Source organism: Ligilactobacillus sp. ESL1201 (assembly GCF_058503265.1).
In genome coordinates, this window is sequence record NZ_CP196362.1 from 1,287,786 (window position 1) to 1,313,933 (window position 26,148).

Consider the following 26,148-nt stretch of genomic DNA (forward strand, 5'->3'; position numbering starts at 1 on the left):
TCATCACTTTCCTTCATTGTTTGTAGGCAAGATGGTCAACTGACTTAAATTAGGCCTACCAATAAAACGTTGCAGCGCAGCCAGCACGTCTTGTCTGGTAATTGATTGTAATACTGGTTCGTAATCTAATAAGGTCGTCGCACCCAAGTAATCATCATAACTAGATGCTAAACTCGTCAACGAGTTTTGTTCTTGTAGCGCTTGGCCGCTCAACTCCCGTTTGGCTAATTGCAATTCGCGTTCTTGTTGTGGTAGCCATGCCACAGCATTCGTCAAAATTTCCTTTAACTTAACCGCTAATTTAGTAGGAAAATTCGTTTCACCCGACCACGTTAGGTACCAAAACTGGCGTTCCACCGCTAACTCGTAGCTAAACGAATCATCAAGTAATTTTTGTTCGGCTAGTTGTTGGTAGGTCGCGGCCGATTCACTAAACAGTAAGAATAGCGCTAAATTAAGACTCAACTTCCATTTCAGTCCTTCTTTGCCCGCCGGAAACGGCTCGGTCCCCTTTAGTCCCAGGATCAATTTAGGCCGTTTGACCGGCAAAAATAACTGACGGTCAGCTACTACCTTAGCAGCTGCCAGTTTGCTACTCTGATCAAGACGCACTTCTTGGTGCGCAGCTGAAACCAACGCACCGGATCTTTGCTGGAGTTCTTGCCAGATTTGAGCGGGATCAAAGCCTCCGACCACCAACAGATCCATGTTTTCCGGTCGGTAATAACGGTGGTAACATTCAAACAACATCTCTTTAGTGATCGCCATCACCGATTCTTTAGTCCCGGCGATGTCGTAGCTTAGCGGTGTGCCCGGATATAAGTTTTTCAGCATGCCAAAAAACAACTGCCAGTCGGCATTATCGTCATACATCGCGATCTCTTGGGCGATGATCTTTTTTTCCTTAGCGACTGCTTCAGTCGTAAAATAGGGTTCCCGCACAAAAGTCAGCAAAATAGCTAAACATTCGGTCAGGTGCGCCGTCGTTTCAAACAGATAGCTGGTCTGGGTAAAACTGGTAAAAGCATTAGCCTCGGCGCCGTACTGGTTAAATAATTCCAGGGCATCCCCGTCTTTTTGGGCAAATAACTTGTGCTCCAAAAAATGCGCGATCCCTGCCGGGTAATCTTCTCGTTCGTTTTTTCCCACGTCTAAAGCTCCGAAATGAACGTTTAACTGCACGTAAGTTTTGTGAAAACCGGCCTTAGGCAGTAAATTGACCCGCATCCCATCAGCCAGCCTAGCGCGGTAAAGCACTTCATTTAACTTAGGATACTCAATTTTTTGCACTAACTTTTTCCTCCGTTTAAAAAATAAACCGCCTGTAAGTGACAGTGTTGGGCTACCCGACACACGTCTTCACGCATGACTTGCTCCAGGTTAGCGAGCCACTGATCCGCGGTCGTGTGAATCCCGCTGAGGTTACTGGTCAAAACCTGAAGCAAGCTAAACGATTGACTGTCTAAATAGCTTAAATATTCGTTACGCAAACCTTTTTTGGCCTGTGCCAACATCTCCGCACTAAAATCGCCATTCCTTAAACTCGTCAATTGCTGAGCAACTAGCTGCCGGACTCGCTGGTAATTTACAGCTTGGATCCCCGTTTGCACGACTAGTTCTTGCCTAAACAAATCAAAACCACTGTCGGCATAATATGCCAAGCCCTCTTTTTCGCGCACATTGGTAAATAACAGAGACGAAGAGCTGCCCCCGAACAACTCGTTAAAAACCGCCGTCGCAAACCGGGCGTCGATCCCCGTTTCTTCTGGCAGTAAGTAAGCTAGGTCTAATTTACTTTGTACTAATTGTTCTTGTTTTTCTTTAACTCGTAGTTCGTGGAGCGGCTGGGTATAAAAGGGCGTTAAGTTGGCATCAGGACGCGCACTAAAAGGTAATTTAGTCGCTTGACGTTTGACCGCCGCTTCCGTCACGTCCCCGCTGACTATCAGTTCCACTTGGTCGTAATCAAGCATCTGCTGGTAAGCAAGCGCTAATTTTTGAGCGTCGAGTTTTGCCAAATCCGCCACAGTACCGTTGACGGGCTGGCGTAACCGGTCGTCGTTAAAGTGCAGCGCGTTTAACTGGGTCGCCGCAAACGTTTGCTTATCCTCGCTTCTGCTGGCTAAAAAGGCCGCTAAGTTATTCTTACGTAAGTCAAAGGAATTGCTGGCAAACTGTCCGTCAGTGATATTGGGAGCAAAAATAATTTCGGTTAAAAACGCAAATGCTGCCGCTAACATGTCCGGCGACGTGCTTAAAAAGCGGTCATTAACCACGCTTAAGTAAAAATTAATACTGTGTAAGGTGCCGTGACGACTGACAGTCGCCCCAAAACTAGCACCGTACAATTCGGCTAAACGCTGCGCCACCAACCGTTGGGTGGGCAGATTTTTGCTGTTATTTTCCAAGAGGTCCGCCAACAGCGTCCGAGTCGTCAGCTGAGCCGGATCTGTGATCTGAGTGGTAAATGATAATAAAAGAGCAATCGTTTTAAATTGAGCGGTCGGTTTGACCGTCAAGTGCACACCATCAGTTAACTTCACTATTTTAAACTTACTCCATTTCCGTTATTATTTTTCTTCTTTAGTCAGGTAAACTTGCCGCGGCTTACTGCCTTCCTGCGGGCCTACCATGCCGCGAGCCGCCATCTGATCGACCATCCGCGCCGCACGGTTATAGCCGATCTTAAACTTGCGTTGCAGTAAAGAAATACTGCACTTCTGTTCGCTGGTGATAAAATCTACTGCCGCCGTGAACAACTCATCTTCTTGATCCTCTTTTTTTTCTTGTGCCTCGTCATCGCTGACCGCTAAACTCTGGTCGTATTGCGGCTCTTGTTGTTGTTTGACAAAATCCACCACGTTTTCTACGTCCTGATCGGAAATAAACGCCCCTTGGACCCGTAAAGGTTTATTACTGCCCATCGGCAAGAACAACATATCACCTTTGCCCAACAGTTTTTCCGCACCGTACTGGTCGATGATCGTGCGCGAATCGGTTCCCGAAGAAACCGCAAAGGCCATGCGTGAAGGCACGTTAGCTTTGATCAATCCGGTGATGACATCGACTGAGGGCCGCTGCGTCGCTAAGATCATGTGGATCCCAGCGGCACGCGCCATTTGCGCTAACCTGATGATCGCGTCTTCCACTTCGTTAGACGCTACCATCATCAGGTCGGATAATTCATCGACGATCGCGACGATGTAAGGTAACGTTTCTTGCTGGCTACCCTCTACCATTTTGTTATAGCCACTGATATTTCTTTGCCCCGTATTAGCGAATAACTCGTACCTTCGTTCCATTTCAGCGACCAACTTATGCAACGCCCGTGCGGCTTTTTTAGGCTCCGTGACCACCGGCGTCAACAAGTGGGGAATATCGTTATAAACGCCCAACTCCACTTTTTTAGGGTCGATCAGCATCATTTTGACCTGAGCCGGCGTGTTATTCATCAACAAACTGACGATGATCCCGTTGATTGCAACCGACTTACCGCTACCAGTCGAACCGGCGATCAGTAAGTGCGGCATCGCCGCCAAGTCGGCCGTCACCAAGTTACCGGAAACATCGCGTCCTAACGGCACCAATAACGGATGCTTAGGATCCGGTGTCAGCGCAGAGATCACGTCTTTAAACGAAATAGTCGCCACGTTTTGATTGGGCACTTCGATACCGATCAACGATTTTCCCGGGATCGGTGCTTCTATTCGGATGTCTTTAGCGGCCAAAGCTAAGGCTAGGTCGTCTGACAAATTAACGATCTTAGCGACCTTAACTCCAATCGCCGGGTGCAATTCGTACTTGGTGACTGCCGGGCCTAAGATCGTGTTGGTCAGCTGCGCGTCGACCCCAAAACTGGCTAACGTTTCCTTTAAAACTTGCTGGTTTTTACGCAACGCCTTTTTTTCTAAACTCTGATCTGCAGGTGCAACGTCTTGTAAAAGCCCCGTCGTCGGCAACTGGTATTTTTCGTTGACCGGCTTTTTAGGTAACGGGGGAGTGTCTTGCGGTGGTGTCTGTGTTGCGTTTTTTTCCACCACTTTGGGCGAGGCCGGTGCTTGGTTCCACAGCTCTAATTCAGGTACCGGTGCTGTTTTTGTTTTAATAGGAGCAGCGGGTGGCGTAGCAGACGTTGTTTTAACCGGTTTTGGCGACTGTGTTTTTTCTTCTAAGTATTGTTTTTGCAACTGCGTGTGCCAGTCGTGCCAGTGTTGGGCAAGAAAACGGCCGCCGCGTAATATTTGTGAGCCACACCAGTTACCAGCCTGCAAGAACCCGGCTATCACCCGGCCACTAAAGGTAAGTAACTGCCCCAACGAAATCCGTAGTAACGAGCATAACGCCAACAAAAAAAGCAAGACGCTAATGACGTAACTGCCGCTTTGAGCTACTAAAAAATAACAGACTTGATACAATAGTGAGCCTAACAAGCCGCCCCCCACGGAACTTCCGGTCGAATTAGCCACTAAATCGGCCTCTAAGTACTGCCAGGTAATACTGATAAAATCGGCGTGTAAGTCCAATTTGCCAAAAAAGAAGGCACTTAAAAATAACAACAGTCCGCCACCAAAAAAGCCCGCAGCCAGCAACAAATTGGTTGTTACCCGCGGCTCTTTGGCTCGTGCCAGCAAATATAACCCCCACAATACCAACACCAATGCCCCTAGCTGATAAGCATTACCTAAAAATAAGCGCAGACAATTTGCTACCAGCATTCCTAAATAGCCTAAGTGAAAGCCGCCGATCAGACCGCAAAGCGCTAAAATTGCCCCTGCTAAACGCAACCTGGATTTTTGTTTAGCAGCAGGTCTTTTTTTTCTCGTTTTTTTTCGTTTAGGCAACCTGAAATAATCTCCTTTACCGCCAAACTACTAACTACTAGTCAGCACGTTTTGTTTTCAACTTGTCATTTTCGTATAAATGGGTCTGTTCTAGTTGCGGGAATCCTTGCTGGCGCAATACCTCGTAGATCACGATCGCCGCAGAATTCGAAAGGTTTAACGCCCGAATATGCTCATCGTTTTGCGGGATCCGGATGCAACGCTCGGAGTATTTTCTCATGAACGGTTCCGGCAACCCGGTCGTTTCCTTGCCAAATAAAAAATAATGCTCCTTAGTAGTATCATGATAATCTGCGGCGCTATATGAACGCGGTGCAAATTTCGAAACTAAGTACAACTCGTCCGTATCATTCAACGTCGCCATAAACGCCACCAAGTTTTCGTGATAAGTCAAATCTACGGACTGCCAGTAATCTAATCCCGCACGTTTTAAGTACTTGTCGTCCGTCGAAAAGCCCAACGGCTTGATCAAGTGTAAGTGCGTATTAGTCCCCGCGCAAGTCCGCGCGATATTACCGGTGTTAGCCGGCATCAACGGTTCAAATAACACAATGTGATTACTCAAAAATAACTTCCTCCATTACCAAATTAACTAACTGTAATAAACTGGCCGTTAACTAACTGGACCAGTTGCTTTAAATCGACCTGAACGGACCTGCCGATTTTACCCGCGGACACACAGACTTCTTGCATCTCTTGCACGCGGCGGTCAAAATAAATCGGGAATCCCTGGTGCGCGTGGATCCCGATCGGGGTATTCGCGCCGTGAACGTAGCCCGTGATCTGCACCAATTTGTGATTATCGGCCAAGTGAACCTGTTTTTTACCGAGTTGGCGGGCCACCAATTTCAAATCGATCTCTCCTGTCACCGGTAAGCAAACTACCAAATAATCCTTAGCATGATCACTGCCCAAACAAACGATCGTCTTTAATACTTGACCCGGTTCGACTCCTTGTTGGCGCATTTTGGCTAGTGCCTGCTCCTTTCCTTCCAGCCACGCAAAGTTTCTTTCAGTGTAGGCGATGTGATTTTCGTCTAGGATCCGTTCTTCGTTAGTCTTTTTAATCTTTTTCTTTTTTGCCATCTTTATTCTCCTAACTCCCTATTCTATTATACTGAAAACTAATTGTAAAAGTTAGCATTTTGCCGTGTTAATTTTCAATGCTATACTTGAAGCTATTAGAGGAGTGAAAGCATGAAAGAAGAAATCTATTTTGGCACGTATACTAAAAAAAGTAGTCAAGGAGTTTACCACGCTACTTTAGATACCACCACCCAACAGGTCAGTACCCCGGAGGTAGCATTTAAACTAGGTGGTCCTACTTACCTACGCATCACTAACGACCATGATTTACTGGCAGTCAGCGCCAACGATGGTCAAGGCGGCATCGCCAGTTATCAACTAGCAAACGGCAAATTGAACAACGACGTGTTACATCCCGGCGCCGGTCCTTGTTATATTGGAATCGATGAAAAACGCCAATTGGTCTATTCGGCTAACTACCATACCAGTGAGATCATCGTCTACCGCGTTAACGCAGACCATACTTTAACACAAACGGATAGTTTTTTAGCGACTGGCAGTGGTCCACGTCCAGAACAAGACAGTGCCCACTTTCATTTCGCCGACCTGACCCCCGATAAGCGGCTCGTGGGCATCGACTTGGGTAGTGACCGTGTTTATCTGTTCGACATCACCGCCGCCGGCCAGTTAAGTGTTGTCAGTCAGTTTGACACCGAGCCGGGTTTTGGCCCGCGCCACATCGTTTTTTCTGCCACCGGTAAATTTGCTTACCTTGTCGGCGAGCTGTCCAGCTCCATCGCCGTTTTAGCTTACGACCAACAAGCCGCTAAATTTGAGGTCGTTCAAACCGTCAAGACGATCCCGGCTTCTTGGCAACAACATAATGGAGCAGCGGCGATCCGGCTTTCCAGCGACGGTCGTTTTGTTTACGTTTCTAACCGTGGTTTTAATAGTATCGCCGTGTTTGCCGTTCAAGCAGACGCTACCCTAAAATTAGTGCAGCAAATCCCAACTGCCGGTGATTTTCCCCGCGATTTTGCGTTAGATCACAGCGAAAAATTCGTGATCGTCGCTAACCAAAACACGGATAACGCCACGCTATTTGCCCGCAACGCACAAACTGGTACTTTATCGTTGCTACAACCTAACATTCCCGTACCCGAAAGTGTCTGTGTCTGTGTTAAATAATTAATTTTTAAAGGAGGCCCTGTCTTTGTTGTTAAGAGAATTTTGTGCCGAAAATTTCACTAACATTGCACTTGCCATTCAAAATGGCGCTAACCGCATCGAATTATGCGACAATTTAACGGTCGGAGGAACGACCCCCAGTAAGGGAGTAATGGCCGAAACTATTAAGTACTGCCACGAAAAAAAGATCCCCGTCGTCATCATGATCAGACCTCGGGGAGGTAACTTTATTTATTCCGATATCGAAGTCAACATGATGGAAGCCGATATCTTTGAGGCCCAAGCACTGGGCGCAGACGCCGTGGCCTTCGGTGCCTTGACTGACGACCGCCACGCCGACTTAGAGGTGTTAGATCAACTCGCTAATGCAGCTGGTGGTATGCAACTCGTCTTGCACATGGCATTCGATGAACTGCCAGCAACCGAACAATTAGAGTTGATCGACTGGGCGGTCACCAACCAATTCGACCGCATCTTAACGCACGGCGGACCACTAACGACTCCGATCGCACAAACCCTGCCCCACCTGCAAGAATTAGTCACTTACGCGGCCAAGCGGATCCAAATTTTACCGGGCGGCGGGATCACGGCTGCCAACTGCGATCCGCTTGCAACGAAGCTAGGCGTCAATCAAGTGCACGGATCCAAAATCGTCAAACTGTAAGTTAAAATTCAAAATAGAACGGCAAAAGCCTGAAGTTCAAACACGAACTTCAGGCTTTTTTGGTAAAAAGCACAAAATATTCAAGTATTGTCCTAATTTACTTGGTTAACAATGCATGAATTATAACTAACAATAAAATAATGACGTGTGCACTATTTACCATTAACAGTGTTATTTGTGTCAGTGCATAGTAACCAAAAAAAGCAGGTAAAACTGACCACGATAACCATTCCAACCATGAAAACAGTAGTGAACCACATAAAAAACAAATCGCTTTAAACTTAATTAATAACGGGATACTAGCTAATATTTTAGGAAAATTGTATTTCAGTAATAATCCACCTAAATGTAAAATTGCTAAAAATAATATACTTTGAAAAAGAATTGGCCGCTGATAATGAAACCAATTGACTATAGTACCATTCATCGTAAAATATACCGGCAATTTATTTTTAAGTTCAGATCTAAACAAAATAACAAGAATAGTTTGAATAACAAATGAAGTAAGGGCAATGATCACAGAAATCCTTTTTTTCAAAACTAGCACTTCCCTACCAATAAATCATTCAAAATCTTGAGTAATTTTTTGGCGTAAATTTTACAAAAAGCACCTACATATAAAATTAGCTTTACATTTCCAGTCAACTTTTTTTATTCCTACTTACTAACCAAAAAAACAATGTCCAAATAATAATAAAAATAATATATAAAATTAACGCTTTGTAAGTGAGAGAAAAATAATTTTCTAAAACACTTTTAGTCATAACCGTATTTATTTTTACTCCCATTTTGGTGATAATTAATCCTGAACCATTAATTTGAAATAATTCAAAAATTGATTCGACCATAAAAATCACAAAATAAACAGCTGAACCCCTTCCAATTGCTCTAAAAATTTTAAATGGCATTAAAATTATTCCTTTCTTCAGTTGTCAAATAAAACCAATACCCGATAAACAAATTCTGCTTCTATAATACTCCAATTTAAAATAATTAAACGATCACACCCACCAGTGGTTATCAAAGCCCAAAATGCTTCATCACACTCTTCAAATGCCGCAATTAAGCCATTTACCTAGTTACCGCAACCAAACAAAACGGCTTAAATTTACCCCTTAATTTATTTTTTTAATATTTTTGCAAAAGTTGTTGTACATAAGTCGCTATCGCTTCTTTTTCCTGGTCTTCCCCCAATAATTCATATATTTGACTAACTTGTTTGACTTCAGTAATTCCATCCTCATCACCCAGCGCAACCTTCATAATACCTTTTAATAGCTTTAAAGTTATCTTTTCATACATCATATCAACTTTAAGCTTGATACTTTCTAAGCTTCTTAAAGTTTCATCTGCTTTAGTTACCTGTCCAGCTTCGATATAGAAAATAAAACAATTACCTAAAACTCTAAATACTTCATTACCATACCTACTCATGTCAGCATATTTTCCGACACTTTTCAATATTTTTTGTATACAAAGCTCTACCCCTAATGGATCAAAAATAAACATGACATTGTTAAAAAGCTTTATCTCGTAGCGCGTCCATATCTCCGTGTTGAATAGGTAATCCGTCAATTCTGAGCGCGCCTGCTTATCAAACGGCTCACCTTTAACCTTGTTAATAAAAAGCTGACAAACAGCGGCCAAATGGCTAAATTCAACGTCATTAGTCTCCACAAAAACAGCCTGCGCTTTATTTTTAACCCGTGTGAGTTTTCCCATATCTGCAGTTGCTACGGCGTGTTGTAACTCAGCCAAATACCTATCAATTTTCTTACCTACATAATTATTATTCACGTAAACAAGTTCGTCATATGTCATATGTAACTGTTGCAACATGTAGTTAAGCGTTGAAATTTTAATATCAGTTTGACCATTAACAAAACGCTGATAAGTTGATGAACCTAACTTATCACCAATCAATCTATTAACAGAGATGTTTTTACCTTCCCTAGCTATAGCTACAAATTTTCCTAGATTAACCGTTTTGTCTTCCATTTATTTTCCCCCATTTCCATATTGGGACTTGACACCCAATTTTGAACAAAATTACTCACCATAAAATAAATATCATATAATAACAGCAGAACTAAATTTATTACCAAGGAGTTGATTACAATGTGGTTTTGGCTGTTTCTACTTTCTGCAATTTAATAATTATCCCTCAAAAGCAATTTATTAAACCCTTACATAAATTGTACTGAAATTTTATTTTTTTAGCAATCTGTTTGCGAAAATTAGCTGGCAACAAAACAAATAACACGAGAACTGCCGTTTACTGACAAATCTCGTGTTATTTTTACTTTTTCAATTTTAAGTATTCAACCAAATGATCATCGATCAACGCGTGAAACTCCTGCCAGTCTTTAACTGTCATTTGAGGTAATAACTGCGGCTCCAAATATTTTTGCACCCGCCGGTAGGAACTTTTCGTCATGTCCTTATTTTCCAAATAAAAGATCATCTTTTTAGCGTAAGCATCGGCGATAAAGACCGGGTAATTAAAAATATACAGTAAAAACACGTCAGCGGTCTCATCGCCGATCCCCTTAATACTCAGTAATTCCAGTCGCAATTGCTGCTGTGAAAACTGCCGCCGGACCCGTTTCAGCTCAAACTGATACTGCTTAAAGTACGCCAACGTTGCCCGCAAAGTATTGGCCTTAGCGTGATAAAAGCCGCTCGGCCTGATCAGTCTTTGTAATTCGGGTAAAGGTAACTGCGCCAACTTGGCAGGAACAAAATTGGTCCGAACACGCAAATTTTGTAACGACTTTTCCACGTTTTTCCAGTTAGTGTTTTGTACCAAGATCGCGCCCACCAGCGTTTCGTAATCCGATTCGGACGGCCACCAAAATTGCGGGCCAAACTGCCGGTACATCGCTAAATAAACTTGGTAATAATCGACTAGCTGTTCCTTTTTCACCAACTATGCCAGTCCTACTGCCTGAGCGAAGCGGTAGAACGCTTCTTGTCCGGCCTGATCTTGCTTAAAGACACCGGCATCTTCTAATACGCGTTCAAAGACCTTGCCCAATTCAACTTGCAAGACTTCAGTCACATTGGACTCGTTTACCTGATGACTTTGTTTGATCCGATCGGCCCACTTAACGTGCATTTGCTTGATCTCGTTGGGTTGCCCTAATAGATACTTACGGACTTCTTGCATCTCAGTTTGCAAACGCGGCGGTAAAATAGCCAAGCCCATGACTTCGATCAAGCCGATGTTTTCCTTTTTAATATGCTGCACGTCTGGATGGGGATGAAAAATGCCATCAGGATATTGTGCCGACGTCTGATTATCACGCAATGCCAGGTCTAATTCCAGCTGCCCGTCTCTTTTCCGCGCAATCGGCGTGACCGTGTGATGCGGTGTCTGGTCGCTAACCGCACGCACGCCGACACTCTCATCGCTATATTTGCGCCATTTCGCTAAAATTTTAGTGGCTAACGCAATCAGTTGTTCTTTATTCGTGCTCCGTAAACGCAACACCGACAGCGGCCACTGCACGATCCCCGCTTGCACGTCAGCGAAGCCTGCAAATGCAAGCTTCTTGACTATCGGCGCTTTTTCCATCGCAAAAACGTGCCTGCCGCCCTGATAGTGTTCGTGTGTCAGAATCGAGCCTCCCACGATCGGCAAATCAGCGTTACTGCCCACAAAATAACCCGGAAATTTTTCAATAATAGTCAACAAACGCTCAAAAGTATGCTCGTTGATCTCCATGTCTTGGTGTTGGGCGGCTAAGAAAATACAGTGTTCGTTAAAATAAGCGTAAGGCGAATACTGAAAGCCCCACTGTTCGTCACCAATATGAAAGCGAATGATCCGGTGATTGCTACGTGCGGGATAATCGACACGCCCTACATAGCCCTCGTTTTCCATACACAACTGACAGCGCGGGTAGCCTAATTGTTTTTGCTTTTTAGCCAATGCAATTTTTTTCGGGTCCTTTTCGGGCTTCGCTAAATTGATCGTGATCTCTAAATCCCCGTACTTGCTAGCCGCTTGGAAATAAATGTTGCGCGCGATCGCTTGGGTCTTGATGTAATCACTGCGCTTACTGAGGGCGTAAAACTGAGCGATCGCGCCGACAGGATCTTCATGATAATTGCGCCAAAAGCGTTCGTTGACCACACTCGGACGCGGCACGATCAGCTCTAATAACTGAGCCGCTAACATTTCACCGTGTCCTTCGTCACAGTAACCGTTTTGTTGCGCTAATGCGACCAGCTCGTCTTTTAACGCTAACAGATCCGTCTGTGTGGTCTGCTGTTTTAACGCCGCATCGCCGACTAAACGTAAGACGTAGTTGCTTAAATAAATCCGGTCCATTTCCTGGTAATCACTATTAGCGATCACTTGATCTACAAATTGCATCACTAACTTTTGCATTCTCGTCTCGGTCCTTTACTATTTCAATTTAAAACTGTAGTTCCAGCAGAAATCTGGGCCTCATAAAATGATGGGGCGTAGCCGATCTTTTTTTGATAAACGGCGCCCACATTGCGCTCAAAATCAGCCACTGCGTCTTTTTGCACCAACGCGATCCCGCAGCCGCCAAAGCCAGCGCCAGTCATCCGTGCACCTAACACTCCCGGTTGTTGCCAAGCCGTATGTGCTAAGGTGTCGAGCTCTTTGCCGGTCACTTCGTAATCATGCTCGAGTGACACATGCGACGCGTTGATCAAGCGGCCAAATCCTGCTAGATCACCCTTTTGCAGTAATTTTTCCGCCCGCAAGGTCCGTTCATTTTCCCACACAGCGTGACGTGCCCGTTTGAGCAAGTTTTCCTTGGGGATCAGGTAGCTGTACTCATCAAAAGTAGCGGCGTCTAACTGTCCCAAAGAACTGATCTGTAACTTGGTTTGCAAGGCCTGCAAAGCCTCTTCGCATTCCTGGCGGCGTTCGTTGTACTTAGAATCAGCCAACTCACGGCGTTTATTAGTATTCATAATAATAATGACATTGTCTTGTAAGTTCAGCGGGACCAACTGGTATTCCAAGGTATTAGTGTCTAGTAAAATTGCGCGGTCCGAAGCTCCCATGCCCACGGCAAACTGATCCATGATCCCGGAGTTGACCCCGATAAATTCGTTTTCGGTCTTCATTCCCAGTTTTACCAGGTCTAACCGTTCGATCTCTAGGCCGTATTGATCCTGCGCGATAATGCCGATCAACATTTCTAAGGCCGCCGAAGAAGATAAACCTGCACCGTTAGGAATATTACCGCTAATGCAGATGTTCAAGCCGTGATCTAACTGATAGCCGGCTTCCTGCAAAAAATGCAACATTCCCTTAGCGTAGTTAGCCCATGAATCTGCTTTAACGTAAGTCAAATCGTGTAAATTCGCCGTTAAAACTCCTGCATCTGTAAAATTAGCGGAATAAAATTTTAACTGGTCGTCGTTACGCGGGCTGGCTGCCCCGTAGATCCCCAAAGAAATGGCACAGGGAAAAACGTGCCCGCCATTGTAATCAGTATGTTCGCCGATCAAATTGATCCGACCGGGCGAAAAATAAGTAGCCGTTGGCTTTTCCTGATAAATTTTAGTAAATAATTGTTCGAGCTCTTCTTTTTCCATTATTTGCCTCCACGAAAACGTTTTTAACAATTTGATTCTACATTTTTTTGCCCTAATAAGCAATTAAATTTCGCGCGCTTCACTGGTGTAAAAAGAACTGCAAGAATATGTGGGCAATATTAAAGTAGATCAACACCGAAGTCAGGTCACTCAGAGTTGAAATAAACGGTCCGGAGGCGACCGCCGGATCTACGCCCAATTTATCCATGCCGATCGGGATCAAATTACCAGCCACGGTCGCTACCGTGATCGCAGCCGCCATCGCCGCACCAATCACAAAGCCTAACACGAAATTTTGTTTCCACAAACCAACGATCAGTAAGATCGCACTGCCGGTGATCAAACCGACAAACATCCCCGTGACCAGTTCGTTGGCAATCAAATGCCAGCCACTTTTATGCCCGTGACCACTTTCATTAGCTAACCCCCGGATTGCCACCGCCAAACTCTGCGTGCCCGCATTTCCGGCCGTCCCCGTGATCAGTGAAACAAACACCGCTAAGATGCTCGCTTGACTGATCAAAGTTTCGTAATGACTGATCAGCGTAGTAGTCGACATTCCCAGTAATAATAAGATCAGCAACCACGGTAACCGCTTGAGTCCCGCGTAAAATGGATTATCGGGCGTCTCTTCGGTATCGACACCGGCCAGTCCGGAATAATCGTCGGCGTTTTCTTCGTCGATGACGTCGATCACATCATCAACGTTGATGATCCCGACCATTTTTTGCTGGTAATCAACGACTGGCAAGGCAACAAAGTTATAGTCACGCACTTTTTGTGCCACCGAAGCCTGATCTTCTCCAACGGGCACCGAGATCACCGGGGTCGTCATAATATCTGCCACCAGCGTATCCTCCGCGTTTGTCAGCAAGTCCCTTAAAGTCACGACTCCTAGCAATTCATTTGCCGGAGTAACAACGTAAGCATAGTAGATCAATTCCGCTTCAGCCGCTTCCGTGCGAATCTCTTTGACCGCAGAAGCGATCGTTTGCGTCGCAAAAATATCGACGTATTCGGTGGTCATCAAAGCCCCGGCGGTTTTATCTTCGTAATGTAACAGTTCCCTGATCTCAGCGGAATGTTCGGGCGGTAACGCGGCTAAATAATGTGTGAGGTCCTTATTTTGCGCGTAAGCTAAAATATCCACCGCGTTATCGGTATACATACTATCGATCACGTGCGCGGCGTAGGAAAGCTGCATTTCCTTAAAATACTCAACTATTTTTGCCGGTTCTTCTTCCAACGCGTTGAACATTTCGCCCACCTCTTTAGGACTGAGATAACGATACAGTCGTTGACGCTGGGTGCCATCTAGCTCACTAAAGATCTGCGCTTGTTCGTAAACGTGTAATTCTAAGTAAACTTTTTCAAATTCTTGTGCCTTTTGCTGATTTAATAAAGTGATGATCTTTTCTTTAGTCATCATTCATACCTCTTCTAAAAGATTTCAATAAAGCGCCGCATATCAGCAGGTAAAGGGGCTTTCAGCACTATTTGCTCGTTAGTTAACGGTTGGTTGAACCGTATACTTAAACAGTGAAGTCCTTGCCGTGTCAGTGGCTGGTGTAATTTGCCACCATACAGACTATCCCCGACCAAAGGATGACCCAAATAAGCACAGTGGACCCTGATCTGATGAGTCCGACCCGTTTGGGGGAACACCGTACAATAAGTTGCCCCGTGCAGTTGTTGCTGCACAGTTAACGTCGTTTGCGCCGCCTTGCCGGTCGGTAACACCGCGCGTTTGACCATACTAGTCGTTAGCCGCCCGATCGGTGCGTCGACTGTGACTTGTTTTTGCGTCATATTTCCGCTTAAAAGCGCCCCGTATGTTTTATGAAATTGTCCTTGCTGCATCTGCGTCATTAGTAATGCGTGGGCGTAACGGTGTTTAGCAAACAACACGACCCCGCTAGTGTCCTTGTCTAACCTAGTCACAATGTGCGGAATGATTCCCTGATAACCACGCAACTGGTAGTAACCGCTGACCCGATTGACTAATGAATCAGTCGGGTACAGGTAAGAAGGGATCGAAGGCACGCGGGCCGGCTTATTGACTGCCAGTAAATCGCGGTCCTCGTATAAAATGGCTAACGGAACGTAGGAAGGAATAACCGCGCGTTTGCGGGGATGTTCTGGTGGTAATTGCACTTCAACGCGCTGCCCTGGGGCAACCTGGTCGACTAACCGTCCGTCCAGTTGATCGACTTTGATGTGACCACCACAGTTACGGATCTGCGCGAGCAGCCGGCGTGAAAGCTGTTGTTGGTGCAAAAAAGTTTTGAGCTTAATGTTTTGGGTGCCGTCATAGATCCATTCAAACTGCATCTTCTTCACCAATAAAGGAATTTTTGACCCGGTGCCAAAAATCGTTATGCCGGTACTTAGCAAACATGATCCGTTCCTTAGCAACCTTAAATACCACCTGTGCGATCTGGTTACTCGAATAGTACTGCGAATCGACCGTCAGTAAAAAGTCGCGCGGATTTTTTTGATCGATCGTCGTCGGGACCACCGTGATCCAATCAGCGGCACCGATGATCAAAGGTGAACTCAACGTCCGAAAGACCCGGTTATTGATCGAACAGATCTCGGTCAACTGTAAAACGTCCATTTCGGGGTGGATCACTGCTCCTCCCAACGTTTTGTTATAGCCCGTGGAGCCAGTCGGCGTCGAGACACACACGCCATCGCCCCGAAAACGTTCGAATAAATCGCCGCCTAAATAAACATCGGCGGTCATCGTCGGACCGACCCGGCGCAACGAAGATTCGTTTAATGCTAACTGGTGGGTCCATTTTCCGCTATCACGCGCCTGGACCGCAATTTGTAATAGCGGATAACTGACGGCTTGCTGGTTATCGGATTGCAAACTGACGACCAAATCGTCGATCTCGTCTGCGCGCCAGTCGGTATAAAAACCTAAGTGCCCCGTATGAACGCCAACAAATCTGATATTAGCTAGTTGTTGGCTATAGTGGTGAAAAGCCGACAGCAACGTGCCGTCTCCGCCTACCGTAATTACAATTTCTGGTCGTTGCTGATCAAAGACAAAATGCCGGTCAGCCAATTTTTGGTGCAGTCGCTGTTTAACCGCCTGTGATTTAGGCTCCTGATTTGCAAAAATTTCAACTCTCATCGTTAACCTCGTTAACTTTAGTTTATTTTACATCGTCCAGTTTACCACAGTTACAATCTTCTTTTAACTCCCAAAATTACACCGCTGATCCGCACAACTTTTCTCATCTTAAATTAATCTAAAAAAAGCAAAGTCGTAACAACTTCTCGCTTCTAATCAGCGCTATCACGGCAAAAACAAATCATTTGCATTTAGCGTGAACTCTGTTAGAGTGGAAGTATCAAATGAGAGTTATTTTTTGGGGGAAAGAATTTTGTTAGAAATGTATTTGTTCATTAACCCATTAGGAACAACTTGTTATCATGTCGAACAAACCATCTTAGAACTGATCGCACAATCTTCAAAAAAGATCCGCTTTCGCTTCATCCCATTGCTCAACTTACAAACGGTCAGTCACGTGTTAGTCGAGTACCATTTACAAGCTAACGACCTTAAATTTAGAAATCAATTATTAACCAACCTTTACCAAGCATCCTTGGCGTATGAGGCCGCGTTATTTCAGGGTAAAAAAAAGGGACGGAAGTTCTTGTTGACCCTCCAGTCCCAGATGAATTCTCCCGTCGATTACAATGAACATTTCGTCATCAAAGCGGCCCAAGCTAGCCAGTTAGACCAAGAAATGTTCGCTACCGACCGGGCATCGCATTTTGCCGTCACTTCCTTTTTAGCCGACCAACGAACCGCAGCGGAAATGAACGTTACCCAACACCCGACGCTAGTGGTCAACGACGTTAACAGCGCGGATTACTGTGTTGCGTTAAACCCCTGTACTTCGTCTGCTACCTTACGCCAAATCTTACTAGGACAACACCACAGCGCCACTCATTTGATCCACCAATGATAAACAAAAAGTGCTTAGCAGTTGATGTGCTTAGGAACTAGACTGCTGACTTGAAAAATGCTACTAATCTATTACTTATACTTACAGAAACTAAAAATAGGGCTGGAACAAAACAGAATCTTGTTCCAGTCCTATTTTTGGTTGTTTTATGCTAGTCCTCGACTGTTAACCACCTCGCTTCGCAGCTTGTCTAATCGTTGCGCAAAAAACGCAAACGCCTGTTCTAAATAATCTGATTTTAGCATGTCGACTCCCGCCGCCTTCATGATCTCTAGCGGATACTGACTGCTGCCGGATTTTAAATAATTTAGGTACGCAGCTTGCCCGTTTTCTTGCAAGATCTTCTGAGCCAGTACCGTGGCCGCCGCAAAGCCCGTCGCATACTGATAAACGTAAAAATTGTAGTAAAAATGCGGAATACGCATCCACTCATCGGCGATCGCAGGCGTTTGTCCTACCTTTTGCCCGTAGTATTTCTGGTTAAGAGCCAGGTATTTATCAGACATAGTCGTCGCACTCAAAGCCGCATTCCGTGCGTCTTTTTGGTATAGCCAATCCTCGTATTCGGCAAATTGCGTCTGCCGGAAAACGGTCCCTTTAAAACTATCCAGGTAATAATTTAACACGTAAGGACGTAACTGGGGCTCATGTTTCAATAAATAAGCCGTCAGTAAGTTTTCGTTAGTCGTCGATGCGATCTCCGCCACAAAAATTGCGTAATCGCCGTACTGATAAGGCTGATTTTGCCGCGTAAAATAGCTGTGCATACTGTGACCTAATTCGTGGGCTAGCGTATACACGCTGTCCAAATTATCCTGCCAGTTCAATAGGATATAAGGCTGGGTGTCGTAAGCTCCACCCGAATAAGCACCGCTGCGTTTGCCCCGGTTAGCCACCACGTCGATATTACGCCCCGCAAAAAATTGCGCCACCGCTTGACTATACTCCGGTCCCAGGACCTTCAGTGCTTGAGTGACAATTTCTTTGGCCCGTTCAAAGGTAAATTTGACCGGCGGTTTAGCCACCAATGGCACATAAATATCGTACATCTGTAAATCAGGAACCGCCAATTTTTGTTGCCGCAATTGAACGTAGCTTTGCAATAAGTCGAGATGGTCGTTGACGCTGGCTAACAAATTAGTGTACACTCTCTCGTCGATATGATCGGCACTCAAAGCCGCTTGGCGCGCGCTATCATAATGTCGTACCCGGGCCTGAAAATTTTGGGTATGGACGTGGGCACTCAACGTTTGCGCAAAAGTATGCTGAAACTGGTGGTAAACGCCATAAAGGTTAGCAAATGCCTGTTTACGTACCTGGCGGTCATCCACCTGTAGCAATTGGCTGTAGGTAGATTCCGTTAACGGGTAATGTTTACCCGCCGTGGTAATTACGTCTGGAAAACGCAAATCGGCGTCTGCGAGCACCGAAAAGGTATTTTCCGGCACGTTAAAGATATCGCTGGCATACGCCAACAATTCCTCTTCTTTAGTCCCCAAAGTATGTGGCTTATCGCGCAATAAATCTTTTAGTAACTGCCGGTATGCCTGCAATTCGGGTAATTCAGTCAAGTAATCTTGCACCATTTGCTCGCTCAGCGTTAATAACTCGGGACAAAACCACGCAATTTTACCCGCGATTTGGGATTCCAGCGCCTGTACCCGCGCAAAACGCTCCTGTCCTTGCTGTTGCGTGGTATCCTCGTCGTTGTGTAAACTCGCGTAAACTGCTACCCTTTCCGTTTGACGTTGAATGGTCAGCCACGCCTGTAAAGCCACTTTAAAAGCCGGTGCACCCTCCTTCAAAGTCCCCTGATAGTGCCCGAAGTCGTCTGCCAGTTGTTTGATCGTCGTACAAGCCCGCTCAAAAGCCGCTTCGTCGCTAAAAATCTGCGTTAGATCCCACGTCAAGTCCACCGGCACTTCATTTCGTTGCCAAATCTTCGTCTTTTCCGTCATTTTCTACCTCTTTTTTAACTGATTAACTGCAGTATCCCCTAAAATCAGCGCTGGTGCAAGCAAAAATCCTGCCATTCCTGTCGGCAAACAGCAGTTAAGTCAACAAACGGCTCGGCCAGCAACTCTTTTCGGGTAATAAAACGGGTAAAAGGCTGCTTGGTCGCTGACTGACCAGTCAAATTCACCCGAACTTTCCATAAAAATGCCGGGTGACGGTAAATGGGTGGATAGTAACGCGAACTCAAATTATTGTGGGCCAACCGCAAAAAATCGACCTGTTGTTCGTAACAGCGCCGCTGCAACGCCAATACCTGCCGGTCGCAATAGTGACTACGCGTCATCAGTCCCCGTTGTTGTTGTAATTTCTGTGCGGCAGTCAGCGGATAGTATAACAACTGGTGACGCGCGTGCATAAACGCAGTCAGTTGCTGTAATCCGCCGGCAAAATGACGTAAAAAGCGAACGGGTAACAGGTCGGCCATCTGGACATTATATAAAATCTCAAAACGTTGTTGCGCCGTATCCAAATACAGTAAATAAAAACCCAAGCGGCTGTTAAACTGCAAAAACTGGGCAATTTGTCCGCTCAAATACCGGCGAGGGTAGTGCCGCTGCCCCAAAACCCACAAAAATTTGATCCCCAACTTACGATAGCCCACCGAGCGCTGCACCATTTGCTTAACGCTTAACGGGGCGCACTGAAACTCCCACGCTAACAGACTGTGATCCGGCAGGCGACACAACACGTCGGGACGCTGTTGGATCGACCGGAGGTAAACTTCTTGTTTAACGGGCCAGTTAGCCGCTCGACACCAGGCAACCAGTAATTCTTTTCCACGCAAGTGCTCGTTAGTCTCTCCTTCGCTATCGGCCGCGCACCGGGTTGCTGGCAGGTGGGCGAAATGCGCACTCTTGTTAGTTCCTCGTTTCAAAATCACCGGGCGTGAACACCCGCTGCAAAAATACTGTTGCTGACTATCGGCTTCAAGCGCGGTGACCCGCTTTCCCGCGCGATCTTGTGCGTAAAACACTGGCGTACCCCTCCTTTACAGAAAAGTACGCCAGTTATCATTTTTATTATCAACTATTATGCTAAATTAGTTAGCGCTAAATTCTGCGAGCGCCGTTTCAAACGCCTGTCGTTTAGCAAGAGCTTCTTTTTCAGTCGGTGCCTTAGTACCAATATAAAACTTGATCTTAGGCTCAGTCCCCGACGGCCGCAATGCGATCCACGTCCCGTCTTCACAGTAATACTTAAGCACATTAGCCTGAGGCAGCATGATTTTTTCAGTGTGCCCGTCTTTGTATGTTTTAACCCCGCTAGCAAAATCGCTCACAGCGGAGACCTGCTGGCCGGCAAACTCTTTAGGTGCTTCGTTTCTAAACTTAGTCATCAGCCGCTGGATCTCTTGGGCACCCGTGATCCCAGCAAAGGTCTTAGCAATTGTTTTTTCAACGTGGTAACCGTACTGTTCAAACAGTTCTTGCAAGCCATCATACAGGTTTTTACCCTGTTTTTTATAAAACGCAGCCACTTCGGCCAGTAATACCACGGACTGAATGGCATCCTTGTCACGCACAAAAGGTCGGATCAAGTAACCGTAGCTTTCTTCAAAACCAAAAACAAAGGTCTGTTGGTGATCTTGTTCGAAGTTTTTGATCTGCTCGGCGATGAACTTAAACCCGGTCAAAACGTTGATCATTTTGACGCCGTAGTGAGCGGCGATCTCAGTCGCTAATTCACCGGAAACGATCGACTTGACCACCGCGGCGTTAGCTGGCAATTTGCCCGTCGCCTTGCGCGCATGCAAAATGTAATTAAGCATCAGTGCCGCCAACTGATTACCGGTCAGTAGTTGATACTCACCGTTCGGTTGCCGTACGGCAGCTCCCAAACGATCGGCATCGGGATCGACTGCGATCAATAAGTCGGCGTTTTCTTTTTGCCCTAATTTGATGGCTAAGTCAAATGCTTCGGGAAATTCGGGATTAGGGTGAACGACGGTTGGAAAGTCGCCGTCGGTGATCGCCTGTTCGGCAACCATTTTAAAGTTAGCAAATCCCGCCTGCTGCAGCGCTTTTTGCCCTAGCATCGCGCCGGTCCCGTGTAACGGCGTAAAAATCAGCTTCAAATCGGCACCGGTCTTTTTGACCAACTGTTCGTCGATCGTCACCTGTTTGACTTCAGCCAAATAAGCATCATCGACTTGTTGGCCGATCACTTGTAATAAGTCTTGTGCCAATAACTGTTCGCGCGCAACCGTCTTGATGGCAAATAAATCAGCCGCTTGGCGGATATACTTGGTGATTAGGTCTGATTCTTTAGGCGGCATCTGCGCCCCGTCTTGACCGTAGATCTTGTAGCCGTTATATTCTTTAGGATTATGACTAGCAGTGATCATGATCCCCGCATAAGTCTGAAGATGACGGACTGTAAACGAAAGTTCCGGGGTCGGCCGGAGGCTTTCAAAAACAAACGACTTGATCTGATGGGCGCCCAAAACGCCAGCTGCCTCATAGGCAAATTCTTGCGAATGGTGGCGCGAATCATAGCTGATCGCTACCCCACGTTTTTTAACCGCAGCAGGTAAAGTTTCCATCAAAGCGGCCAGTCCTTCCGTCGCCTGTCTGACGGTGTAAATATTCATGCGGTTGATGCCTACACCCATCTTGCCTCTCATTCCCGCCGTCCCGAATTCTAGTGGAGCGTAAAAAGCATCTTTGAGTGCAGCCTGATCCAACTGCGTTAATTCTTGTTTTAAGTCTGGAGCTAACTGCTCATTAGCTTGCCAAAGGTGATAAGTTTCTTCCCAGCTCATAGTTTCACTCCTTCAATGATCCGCATTAAGTATACTATACAACTCCACGGCAAGACAACAAGTTCCAGTTATCTGCTATAATGACTCTACATAGTAATTTTATTCGTTAATAAAGGAGCAATTTGAATGAGCCAAAAATATTCTAATGAACACACTAGAACGAAACATACATTCAATTTTTTGAAAGAGCGTAAGAACGACCCTAAGTGGCACCAAGCCTACCTCGAAGCAAAAAGAACTCGCCAAATTAAAATGTTACTGTCAATAGCGGTCGTGTTAGTGCTCGCAATTATCATTGTATTAACTACCAAAAAGCGACAACCGAACCCCACGAACGCAACAACACAAAATATTTCCAGTAGTATATCAAGTAAAAAGAATTTCAAGGTTACCCTACCCACTAAATCAGCTCGGTCTGCTAATAATAGAGCCAGTGAAAACGCAACTGCCCAGGAAAATGCGACTAGCAGTTCTACTCAAACTACTGAACCTGATTCCCAACAAAGTGTTAAAAAGTTTTTACAACATGGTTTTAAAATTATCCCTGAACTTTATAACGGAGAAGACGTCGACCAAGCAATGGATGAAAACAAAGCCCCGCAAAATACAGTTCATGACAATTTCATCATTGGTTATCTGAAAGATGATACTACAGTGCGAGCAGCTTCAATGGGAACGGCTTACGACCAAAACTATACAATTGCCAGTGATACCTTAACTATTGGCTCACATTCTTTTCCTTTTACTAACACTAATGGCTCTGTTACTTTTTCAACTTCAGATACTACCGATTCTGCTGGAAATACTATTACTTGGAAGATCATTCCTGATTTAACTGCTAAAATGAGCGTCTCTGCTAAAGCAACTCAAAAATAAGTTTAGCAAAAAAAGCAGGGAGGTTGTGACAACATCACAACTTCCCTGCTTTTTGTAATCTATAAAACAAAAATTTTATTTTACAGTGATTGCAGGTAATTAAATGCTTCTTGTCCCGCAATGCCACCGTCACTAACGGCCGTTACGATCTGACGCAGGTGTTTTTGCCGCACGTCACCGACCGCAAAAATACCCGGAACCTTAGTGTGCATCAATTCATCGGTTAAGATCCACCCCTGTTCATCAGTAATGCCTAGGTCAGCAAAAGGTTTGGTCAGTGGTAAGTTGCCCACGTAAATGAAAACCCCAGCAACGTCCAACTGTCCTTGCTGTCCCGTCTTTTTGTTTTCGGTCTTAACTCCGGTCACCTTATTGCCATCACCGACAATTTCGGTCACGATCGTATCCCAAGTAAAATCGATCTTCTCGTTAGCAAATGCCCTTTGTTGCAAGATTTTTTGCGCTCGCAACTGATCACGACGGTGAATGACGTTGACCTGTTTAACTATCTGTGCTAAATAACTGCTTTCTTCAATCGCGGAATCACCGCCGCCGATCACGGCTACCGGCTGCTCTTTGAAAAATGCGCCGTCGCATACCGCACAGTAAGAAACTCCGCGACCGCTGTATTTTTCTTCACCTGGAACTCCCAGTTTGCGGTATTCTGAACCCGTCGCAATGATCAGCGCTTGGGTTTCGTACTGACCATCGTCTGTCACTATTATTTTAGTACCGTCTTCTTTTACGGTCACTTGGTCGACCGTCCCGTACTGATAATGAGCACCGAATTGAATAGCACCTTGGTACATTTTTTCACCCAAATCAGGGCCCAAGATCGACTTAAATCCGGGATAATTTTCAACCTCGGCTGTATTGTTAATTTGCCCACCGTAAATTCCCCGGTCCAACAATAAGACCTTTAAATTGGCGCGCGAGGCGTACAAAGCCGCAGCCATGCCGCCAGGACCCGCGCCAATGATAATTACATCATATTTTTCAGCCATGCTAATTCCCCCCTTATCGTTATTTTAACTTACTTTTTGTAAGCTGTCCATCATTTGCTTCACTTTGCCCTCCGGCCCCGTCCAAATACCACGGTGCATACGGGCGCCAGTACCGCCGGTGTGCCAACCACAAAACAGCCACCAACAAAAAGCCGGCAGACAACCACTGCGAAACCCGCAAAGGTCCGAGCATTAAACTATCCGTGCGCATCGCTTCGATAAAAAAGCGGCCACAAGAATACCACATCACATAACTAAAAAAGACTTCTCCCTGTTTAAAGAGGTGCGCCCGGTGCCGCAAAGCAACTAATAAGATAAAACCCAAGATGTCCCACAAAGATTCATACAAAAAAGTTGGTTGGTAATAAGTCCCGTTGATTTGCATCTGCCCGATAATAAAGTCGGGTAAGTGCAGTTGTTGTAAAAATTGCAGAGTCGTTGCCTTGCCGTGGGCTTCTTGATTCATAAAATTGCCCCAACGCCCGATTCCTTGCGCCAAGATCACCGCTGGTGCTAGCACGTCTAAAAATAACCAGCTCGAAATTTTTCTACGGTAACAAAATACTAGTAATACAGCTAATGCAGCCAATAAACAGCCATAAATGGCGATCCCCCCGTCCCAAATACGGTAGATCTCACCTAGATTATGCCGGTAATAGCTCCACTGAAACACTACATAATACAGGCGCGCACCGATCAGCGCAAACGGCAACGCCCACAACAAGTAGTCATAAAAATCGTCTTCTTTTAATCCCCGCTTTTGGCCTTCACTAACGGCCAACCCGATCGCTATTAAGACGGCACAAGCGATAATAATGCCGTACCACCGGATCTGCAGGCCGCCTAGTTGAAGGGCAACTGGATCTAAAGTGGCTACCAAAAAATGCATTTTCAACTCCCCTTAATTGACCGAATTTTTTTGAATCAAGTGATTGAGACTGGCAGTAAATTTTTTCGTAGCATCATAACCCATTGTTTTAGCCCTAAAGTTCATCGCAGCCGCTTCGATAATGATCGCCATATTGCGGCCGACTTTGACCGGGATCGTGATCTTAGGCAAACGCACGTCAAAGATCTGATAATCTTCTTCCCCACTGCCCAGCCGGTCGTAGTGCTGATCGGCTTCCCAGTTTTCCAAGTGGACTACTAATGAGATCTCGGTTTGTGACCGCACCGAACCAGCGCCAAAAAGCGTCATCACGTCGATGATCCCCACCCCTCTGATCTCTAGGAGGTGTTTTAAAATTTCCGGCGCCTCGCCCACTACAGTCTGTTCGTTTTGCTGGTAAATTTCGACCCGGTCATCTGCGATCAACCGGTGGCCCCGTTTGATCAGGTCTAACGCCGTTTCCGACTTACCGACGCCGGAATCTCCGGTGATCAACACGCCTAACCCGTAAATATCCATTAACACCCCGTGGACCGATTTACGCGGTGAAAGTTTCATTTCCAAATACTCGGTGATCCGCGAAGACAAGCGCGTCGTCGCTAGTTTGGAACGCAAAATAGGAATATTGTGGCGCTTACTTGCCTGCTCCAATTCTAACGGGATCGGCAAATAGCGCGCGATGATAAAACAAGGGGTGTTTAAGCCACACATCTTGTCCATCACGCGTGCTCGTTTTTCTTTCTTCATTTTATGGGCGTACGAAATCTCCGTCATTCCCATCAACTGTACCCGTTCAGCCGGATAATAATCGAAATACCCAGACATCTCCAGGCCTGGGCGCGAAATGTCGTTGGTTACAATAAAACGTTTATTTAAATTAGTCCCGCCGCTATAAACGACTAAGTCGCAGGCGTTCACTAATTCTTGGACACTAACTTTATTCATTTTTAATTCCCCCGCTTGACTCAATCAGTGAAATAATTGGTAATGATCAAATTTACTAAACTTAGGATAATAGAAACCCCCACCGCACTGGCAAAGCTAGAAAAACTAAACGCCATTCCGACCAAAAACGAGGTCATCTCCAGAATAAAGGCGTTGATAAATAAGTAAAAAACTCCCAGCGTCAGTAAGGTGATCGGTAACGCTAAAATCACTAAAACCGGCTTGACGACCGCATTTAAAAAACTGAGCACCACCGCGGCCACCAACGCAACCACAACGTTTTCAACGTGAAAATAAGTTGGCAATAACCCCGAAATTGCAATAAAAATCAGCGTATTCAATAACACGCGCTTCAAAAATCGCACACCA

25 protein-coding genes are annotated in these 26,148 nt (G+C 45.6%); 4 read left to right on the top strand and 21 right to left on the bottom strand.

Features of this window, described 5'->3' with window-relative positions; all coding sequences use genetic code 11:
- Window positions 1-3 precede the first annotated feature (3 nt).
- The 5 genes from yfmH to ACSYSK_RS06510 are packed head-to-tail and all read right to left on the bottom strand — an operon-like array spanning window position 4 to window position 5,927.
- Complete coding sequence (gene yfmH / locus ACSYSK_RS06490) at window positions 4-1,290, bottom strand: EF-P 5-aminopentanol modification-associated protein YfmH (protein ID WP_491714333.1); 1,287 nt, start codon at window positions 1,288-1,290, stop codon at window positions 4-6.
- The gene (gene yfmF / locus ACSYSK_RS06495) at window positions 1,290-2,543 is read right to left on the bottom strand and encodes an EF-P 5-aminopentanol modification-associated protein YfmF (RefSeq protein WP_491714334.1); all 1,254 of its coding nucleotides are present in this window, start codon (window positions 2,541-2,543) and stop codon (window positions 1,290-1,292) included. The genes yfmH and yfmF overlap by 1 nt, the downstream gene beginning before the upstream one ends.
- A 27-nt stretch (window positions 2,544-2,570) precedes the next feature.
- A complete protein-coding gene (locus tag ACSYSK_RS06500; protein WP_491714335.1) occupies window positions 2,571-4,841 on the bottom strand; it encodes a DNA translocase FtsK in 2,271 nt (756 codons plus the stop codon).
- Window positions 4,842-4,878: 37 nt separating this feature from the next.
- On the bottom strand, window positions 4,879-5,406 hold the full coding sequence (locus ACSYSK_RS06505) for a tRNA (cytidine(34)-2'-O)-methyltransferase (protein ID WP_491714336.1): 528 nt from the start codon (window positions 5,404-5,406) through the stop codon (window positions 4,879-4,881).
- 23 nt (window positions 5,407-5,429) lie between these two features.
- Window positions 5,430-5,927: a YbaK/EbsC family protein gene (locus ACSYSK_RS06510; RefSeq protein WP_491714337.1), complete on the bottom strand. Its 498-nt coding sequence runs from the start codon at window positions 5,925-5,927 to the stop codon at window positions 5,430-5,432.
- A 111-nt stretch (window positions 5,928-6,038) separates the two neighbouring features.
- On the opposite strand from ACSYSK_RS06510, the gene ACSYSK_RS06515 reads away from it, so the two are divergent.
- Window positions 6,039-7,055, top strand: coding sequence for a lactonase family protein (locus ACSYSK_RS06515; protein WP_491714338.1), 1,017 nt, complete (start codon window positions 6,039-6,041; stop codon window positions 7,053-7,055).
- 25 nt (window positions 7,056-7,080) lie between these two features.
- Window positions 7,081-7,719, top strand: a complete 639-nt coding sequence (locus ACSYSK_RS06520) for a copper homeostasis protein CutC (protein ID WP_491714339.1) — start codon at window positions 7,081-7,083, stop codon at window positions 7,717-7,719.
- A gap of 97 nt (window positions 7,720-7,816) precedes the next feature.
- On the opposite strand, the gene ACSYSK_RS06525 is transcribed toward ACSYSK_RS06520, so the two are convergent.
- The 9 genes from ACSYSK_RS06525 to ACSYSK_RS06565 all read right to left on the bottom strand — a co-directional run bounded on the left by ACSYSK_RS06525 (window position 7,817) and on the right by ACSYSK_RS06565 (window position 16,447).
- Window positions 7,817-8,257 carry a hypothetical protein gene (locus ACSYSK_RS06525; RefSeq protein ID WP_491714340.1) on the bottom strand — a complete coding sequence of 147 codons (441 nt, stop codon included), beginning with the start codon at window positions 8,255-8,257 and terminating at the stop codon, window positions 7,817-7,819.
- Between the two features lie 103 nt (window positions 8,258-8,360).
- Window positions 8,361-8,627, bottom strand: coding sequence for a hypothetical protein (locus ACSYSK_RS06530; RefSeq protein ID WP_491714341.1), 267 nt, complete (start codon window positions 8,625-8,627; stop codon window positions 8,361-8,363).
- 220 nt (window positions 8,628-8,847) lie between these two features.
- The gene (locus ACSYSK_RS06535; RefSeq protein ID WP_491714342.1) at window positions 8,848-9,717 is read right to left on the bottom strand and encodes a helix-turn-helix domain-containing protein; all 870 of its coding nucleotides are present in this window, start codon (window positions 9,715-9,717) and stop codon (window positions 8,848-8,850) included.
- A gap of 301 nt (window positions 9,718-10,018) precedes the next feature.
- Window positions 10,019-10,645, bottom strand: a complete 627-nt coding sequence (locus ACSYSK_RS06540) for an endonuclease III domain-containing protein (RefSeq protein WP_491714343.1) — start codon at window positions 10,643-10,645, stop codon at window positions 10,019-10,021.
- 3 nt (window positions 10,646-10,648) lie between these two features.
- Window positions 10,649-12,115: a UDP-glucose--hexose-1-phosphate uridylyltransferase gene (gene galT / locus ACSYSK_RS06545; protein ID WP_491714344.1), complete on the bottom strand. Its 1,467-nt coding sequence runs from the start codon at window positions 12,113-12,115 to the stop codon at window positions 10,649-10,651.
- Between the two features lie 23 nt (window positions 12,116-12,138).
- Window positions 12,139-13,305 (bottom strand): galactokinase, encoded by a 1,167-nt coding sequence (locus tag ACSYSK_RS06550; protein WP_491714345.1) that lies wholly within the window; start codon window positions 13,303-13,305, stop codon window positions 12,139-12,141.
- Window positions 13,306-13,384: 79 nt separating this feature from the next.
- On the bottom strand, window positions 13,385-14,734 hold the full coding sequence (mgtE, locus tag ACSYSK_RS06555; RefSeq protein ID WP_491714346.1) for a magnesium transporter: 1,350 nt from the start codon (window positions 14,732-14,734) through the stop codon (window positions 13,385-13,387).
- Between the two features lie 11 nt (window positions 14,735-14,745).
- The gene (locus ACSYSK_RS06560) at window positions 14,746-15,636 is read right to left on the bottom strand and encodes an RluA family pseudouridine synthase (protein ID WP_491714347.1); all 891 of its coding nucleotides are present in this window, start codon (window positions 15,634-15,636) and stop codon (window positions 14,746-14,748) included.
- The gene (locus ACSYSK_RS06565) at window positions 15,626-16,447 is read right to left on the bottom strand and encodes an NAD kinase (protein ID WP_491714348.1); all 822 of its coding nucleotides are present in this window, start codon (window positions 16,445-16,447) and stop codon (window positions 15,626-15,628) included. The genes ACSYSK_RS06560 and ACSYSK_RS06565 overlap by 11 nt, the downstream gene beginning before the upstream one ends.
- 238 nt (window positions 16,448-16,685) lie before the next feature.
- Between ACSYSK_RS06565 and ACSYSK_RS06570 the strand changes: the two genes are divergently transcribed.
- Window positions 16,686-17,288 (top strand): DsbA family protein, encoded by a 603-nt coding sequence (locus tag ACSYSK_RS06570; RefSeq protein WP_491714349.1) that lies wholly within the window; start codon window positions 16,686-16,688, stop codon window positions 17,286-17,288.
- A 146-nt stretch (window positions 17,289-17,434) separates the two neighbouring features.
- Here ACSYSK_RS06570 and pepF read toward each other — a convergent pair whose 3' ends face one another.
- The 3 genes from pepF to ACSYSK_RS06585 form a co-directional block, all read right to left on the bottom strand.
- Window positions 17,435-19,246: an oligoendopeptidase F gene (gene pepF / locus ACSYSK_RS06575; RefSeq protein ID WP_491714350.1), complete on the bottom strand. Its 1,812-nt coding sequence runs from the start codon at window positions 19,244-19,246 to the stop codon at window positions 17,435-17,437.
- 44 nt (window positions 19,247-19,290) lie between these two features.
- Window positions 19,291-20,277, bottom strand: coding sequence for a competence protein CoiA (locus ACSYSK_RS06580; RefSeq protein ID WP_491714351.1), 987 nt, complete (start codon window positions 20,275-20,277; stop codon window positions 19,291-19,293).
- A gap of 66 nt (window positions 20,278-20,343) precedes the next feature.
- Window positions 20,344-22,065, bottom strand: coding sequence for a phospho-sugar mutase (locus ACSYSK_RS06585; RefSeq protein WP_491714352.1), 1,722 nt, complete (start codon window positions 22,063-22,065; stop codon window positions 20,344-20,346).
- 126 nt (window positions 22,066-22,191) lie between these two features.
- On the opposite strand from ACSYSK_RS06585, the gene ACSYSK_RS06590 reads away from it, so the two are divergent.
- On the top strand, window positions 22,192-22,941 hold the full coding sequence (locus ACSYSK_RS06590; RefSeq protein WP_491714353.1) for a hypothetical protein: 750 nt from the start codon (window positions 22,192-22,194) through the stop codon (window positions 22,939-22,941).
- 80 nt (window positions 22,942-23,021) lie between these two features.
- Here ACSYSK_RS06590 and trxB read toward each other — a convergent pair whose 3' ends face one another.
- The 4 genes from trxB to ACSYSK_RS06610 are packed head-to-tail and all read right to left on the bottom strand — an operon-like array spanning window position 23,022 to window position 26,144.
- Window positions 23,022-23,945 (bottom strand): thioredoxin-disulfide reductase, encoded by a 924-nt coding sequence (gene trxB / locus ACSYSK_RS06595; RefSeq protein ID WP_491714354.1) that lies wholly within the window; start codon window positions 23,943-23,945, stop codon window positions 23,022-23,024.
- A gap of 19 nt (window positions 23,946-23,964) precedes the next feature.
- A complete protein-coding gene (gene lgt, locus ACSYSK_RS06600) occupies window positions 23,965-24,834 on the bottom strand; it encodes a prolipoprotein diacylglyceryl transferase (RefSeq protein ID WP_491714355.1) in 870 nt (289 codons plus the stop codon).
- Between the two features lie 12 nt (window positions 24,835-24,846).
- The gene (gene hprK / locus ACSYSK_RS06605; protein WP_491714356.1) at window positions 24,847-25,779 is read right to left on the bottom strand and encodes an HPr(Ser) kinase/phosphatase; all 933 of its coding nucleotides are present in this window, start codon (window positions 25,777-25,779) and stop codon (window positions 24,847-24,849) included.
- A gap of 20 nt (window positions 25,780-25,799) precedes the next feature.
- Window positions 25,800-26,144 (bottom strand): phage holin family protein, encoded by a 345-nt coding sequence (locus ACSYSK_RS06610; RefSeq protein WP_491714357.1) that lies wholly within the window; start codon window positions 26,142-26,144, stop codon window positions 25,800-25,802.
- Window positions 26,145-26,148: the final 4 nt, after the last annotated feature.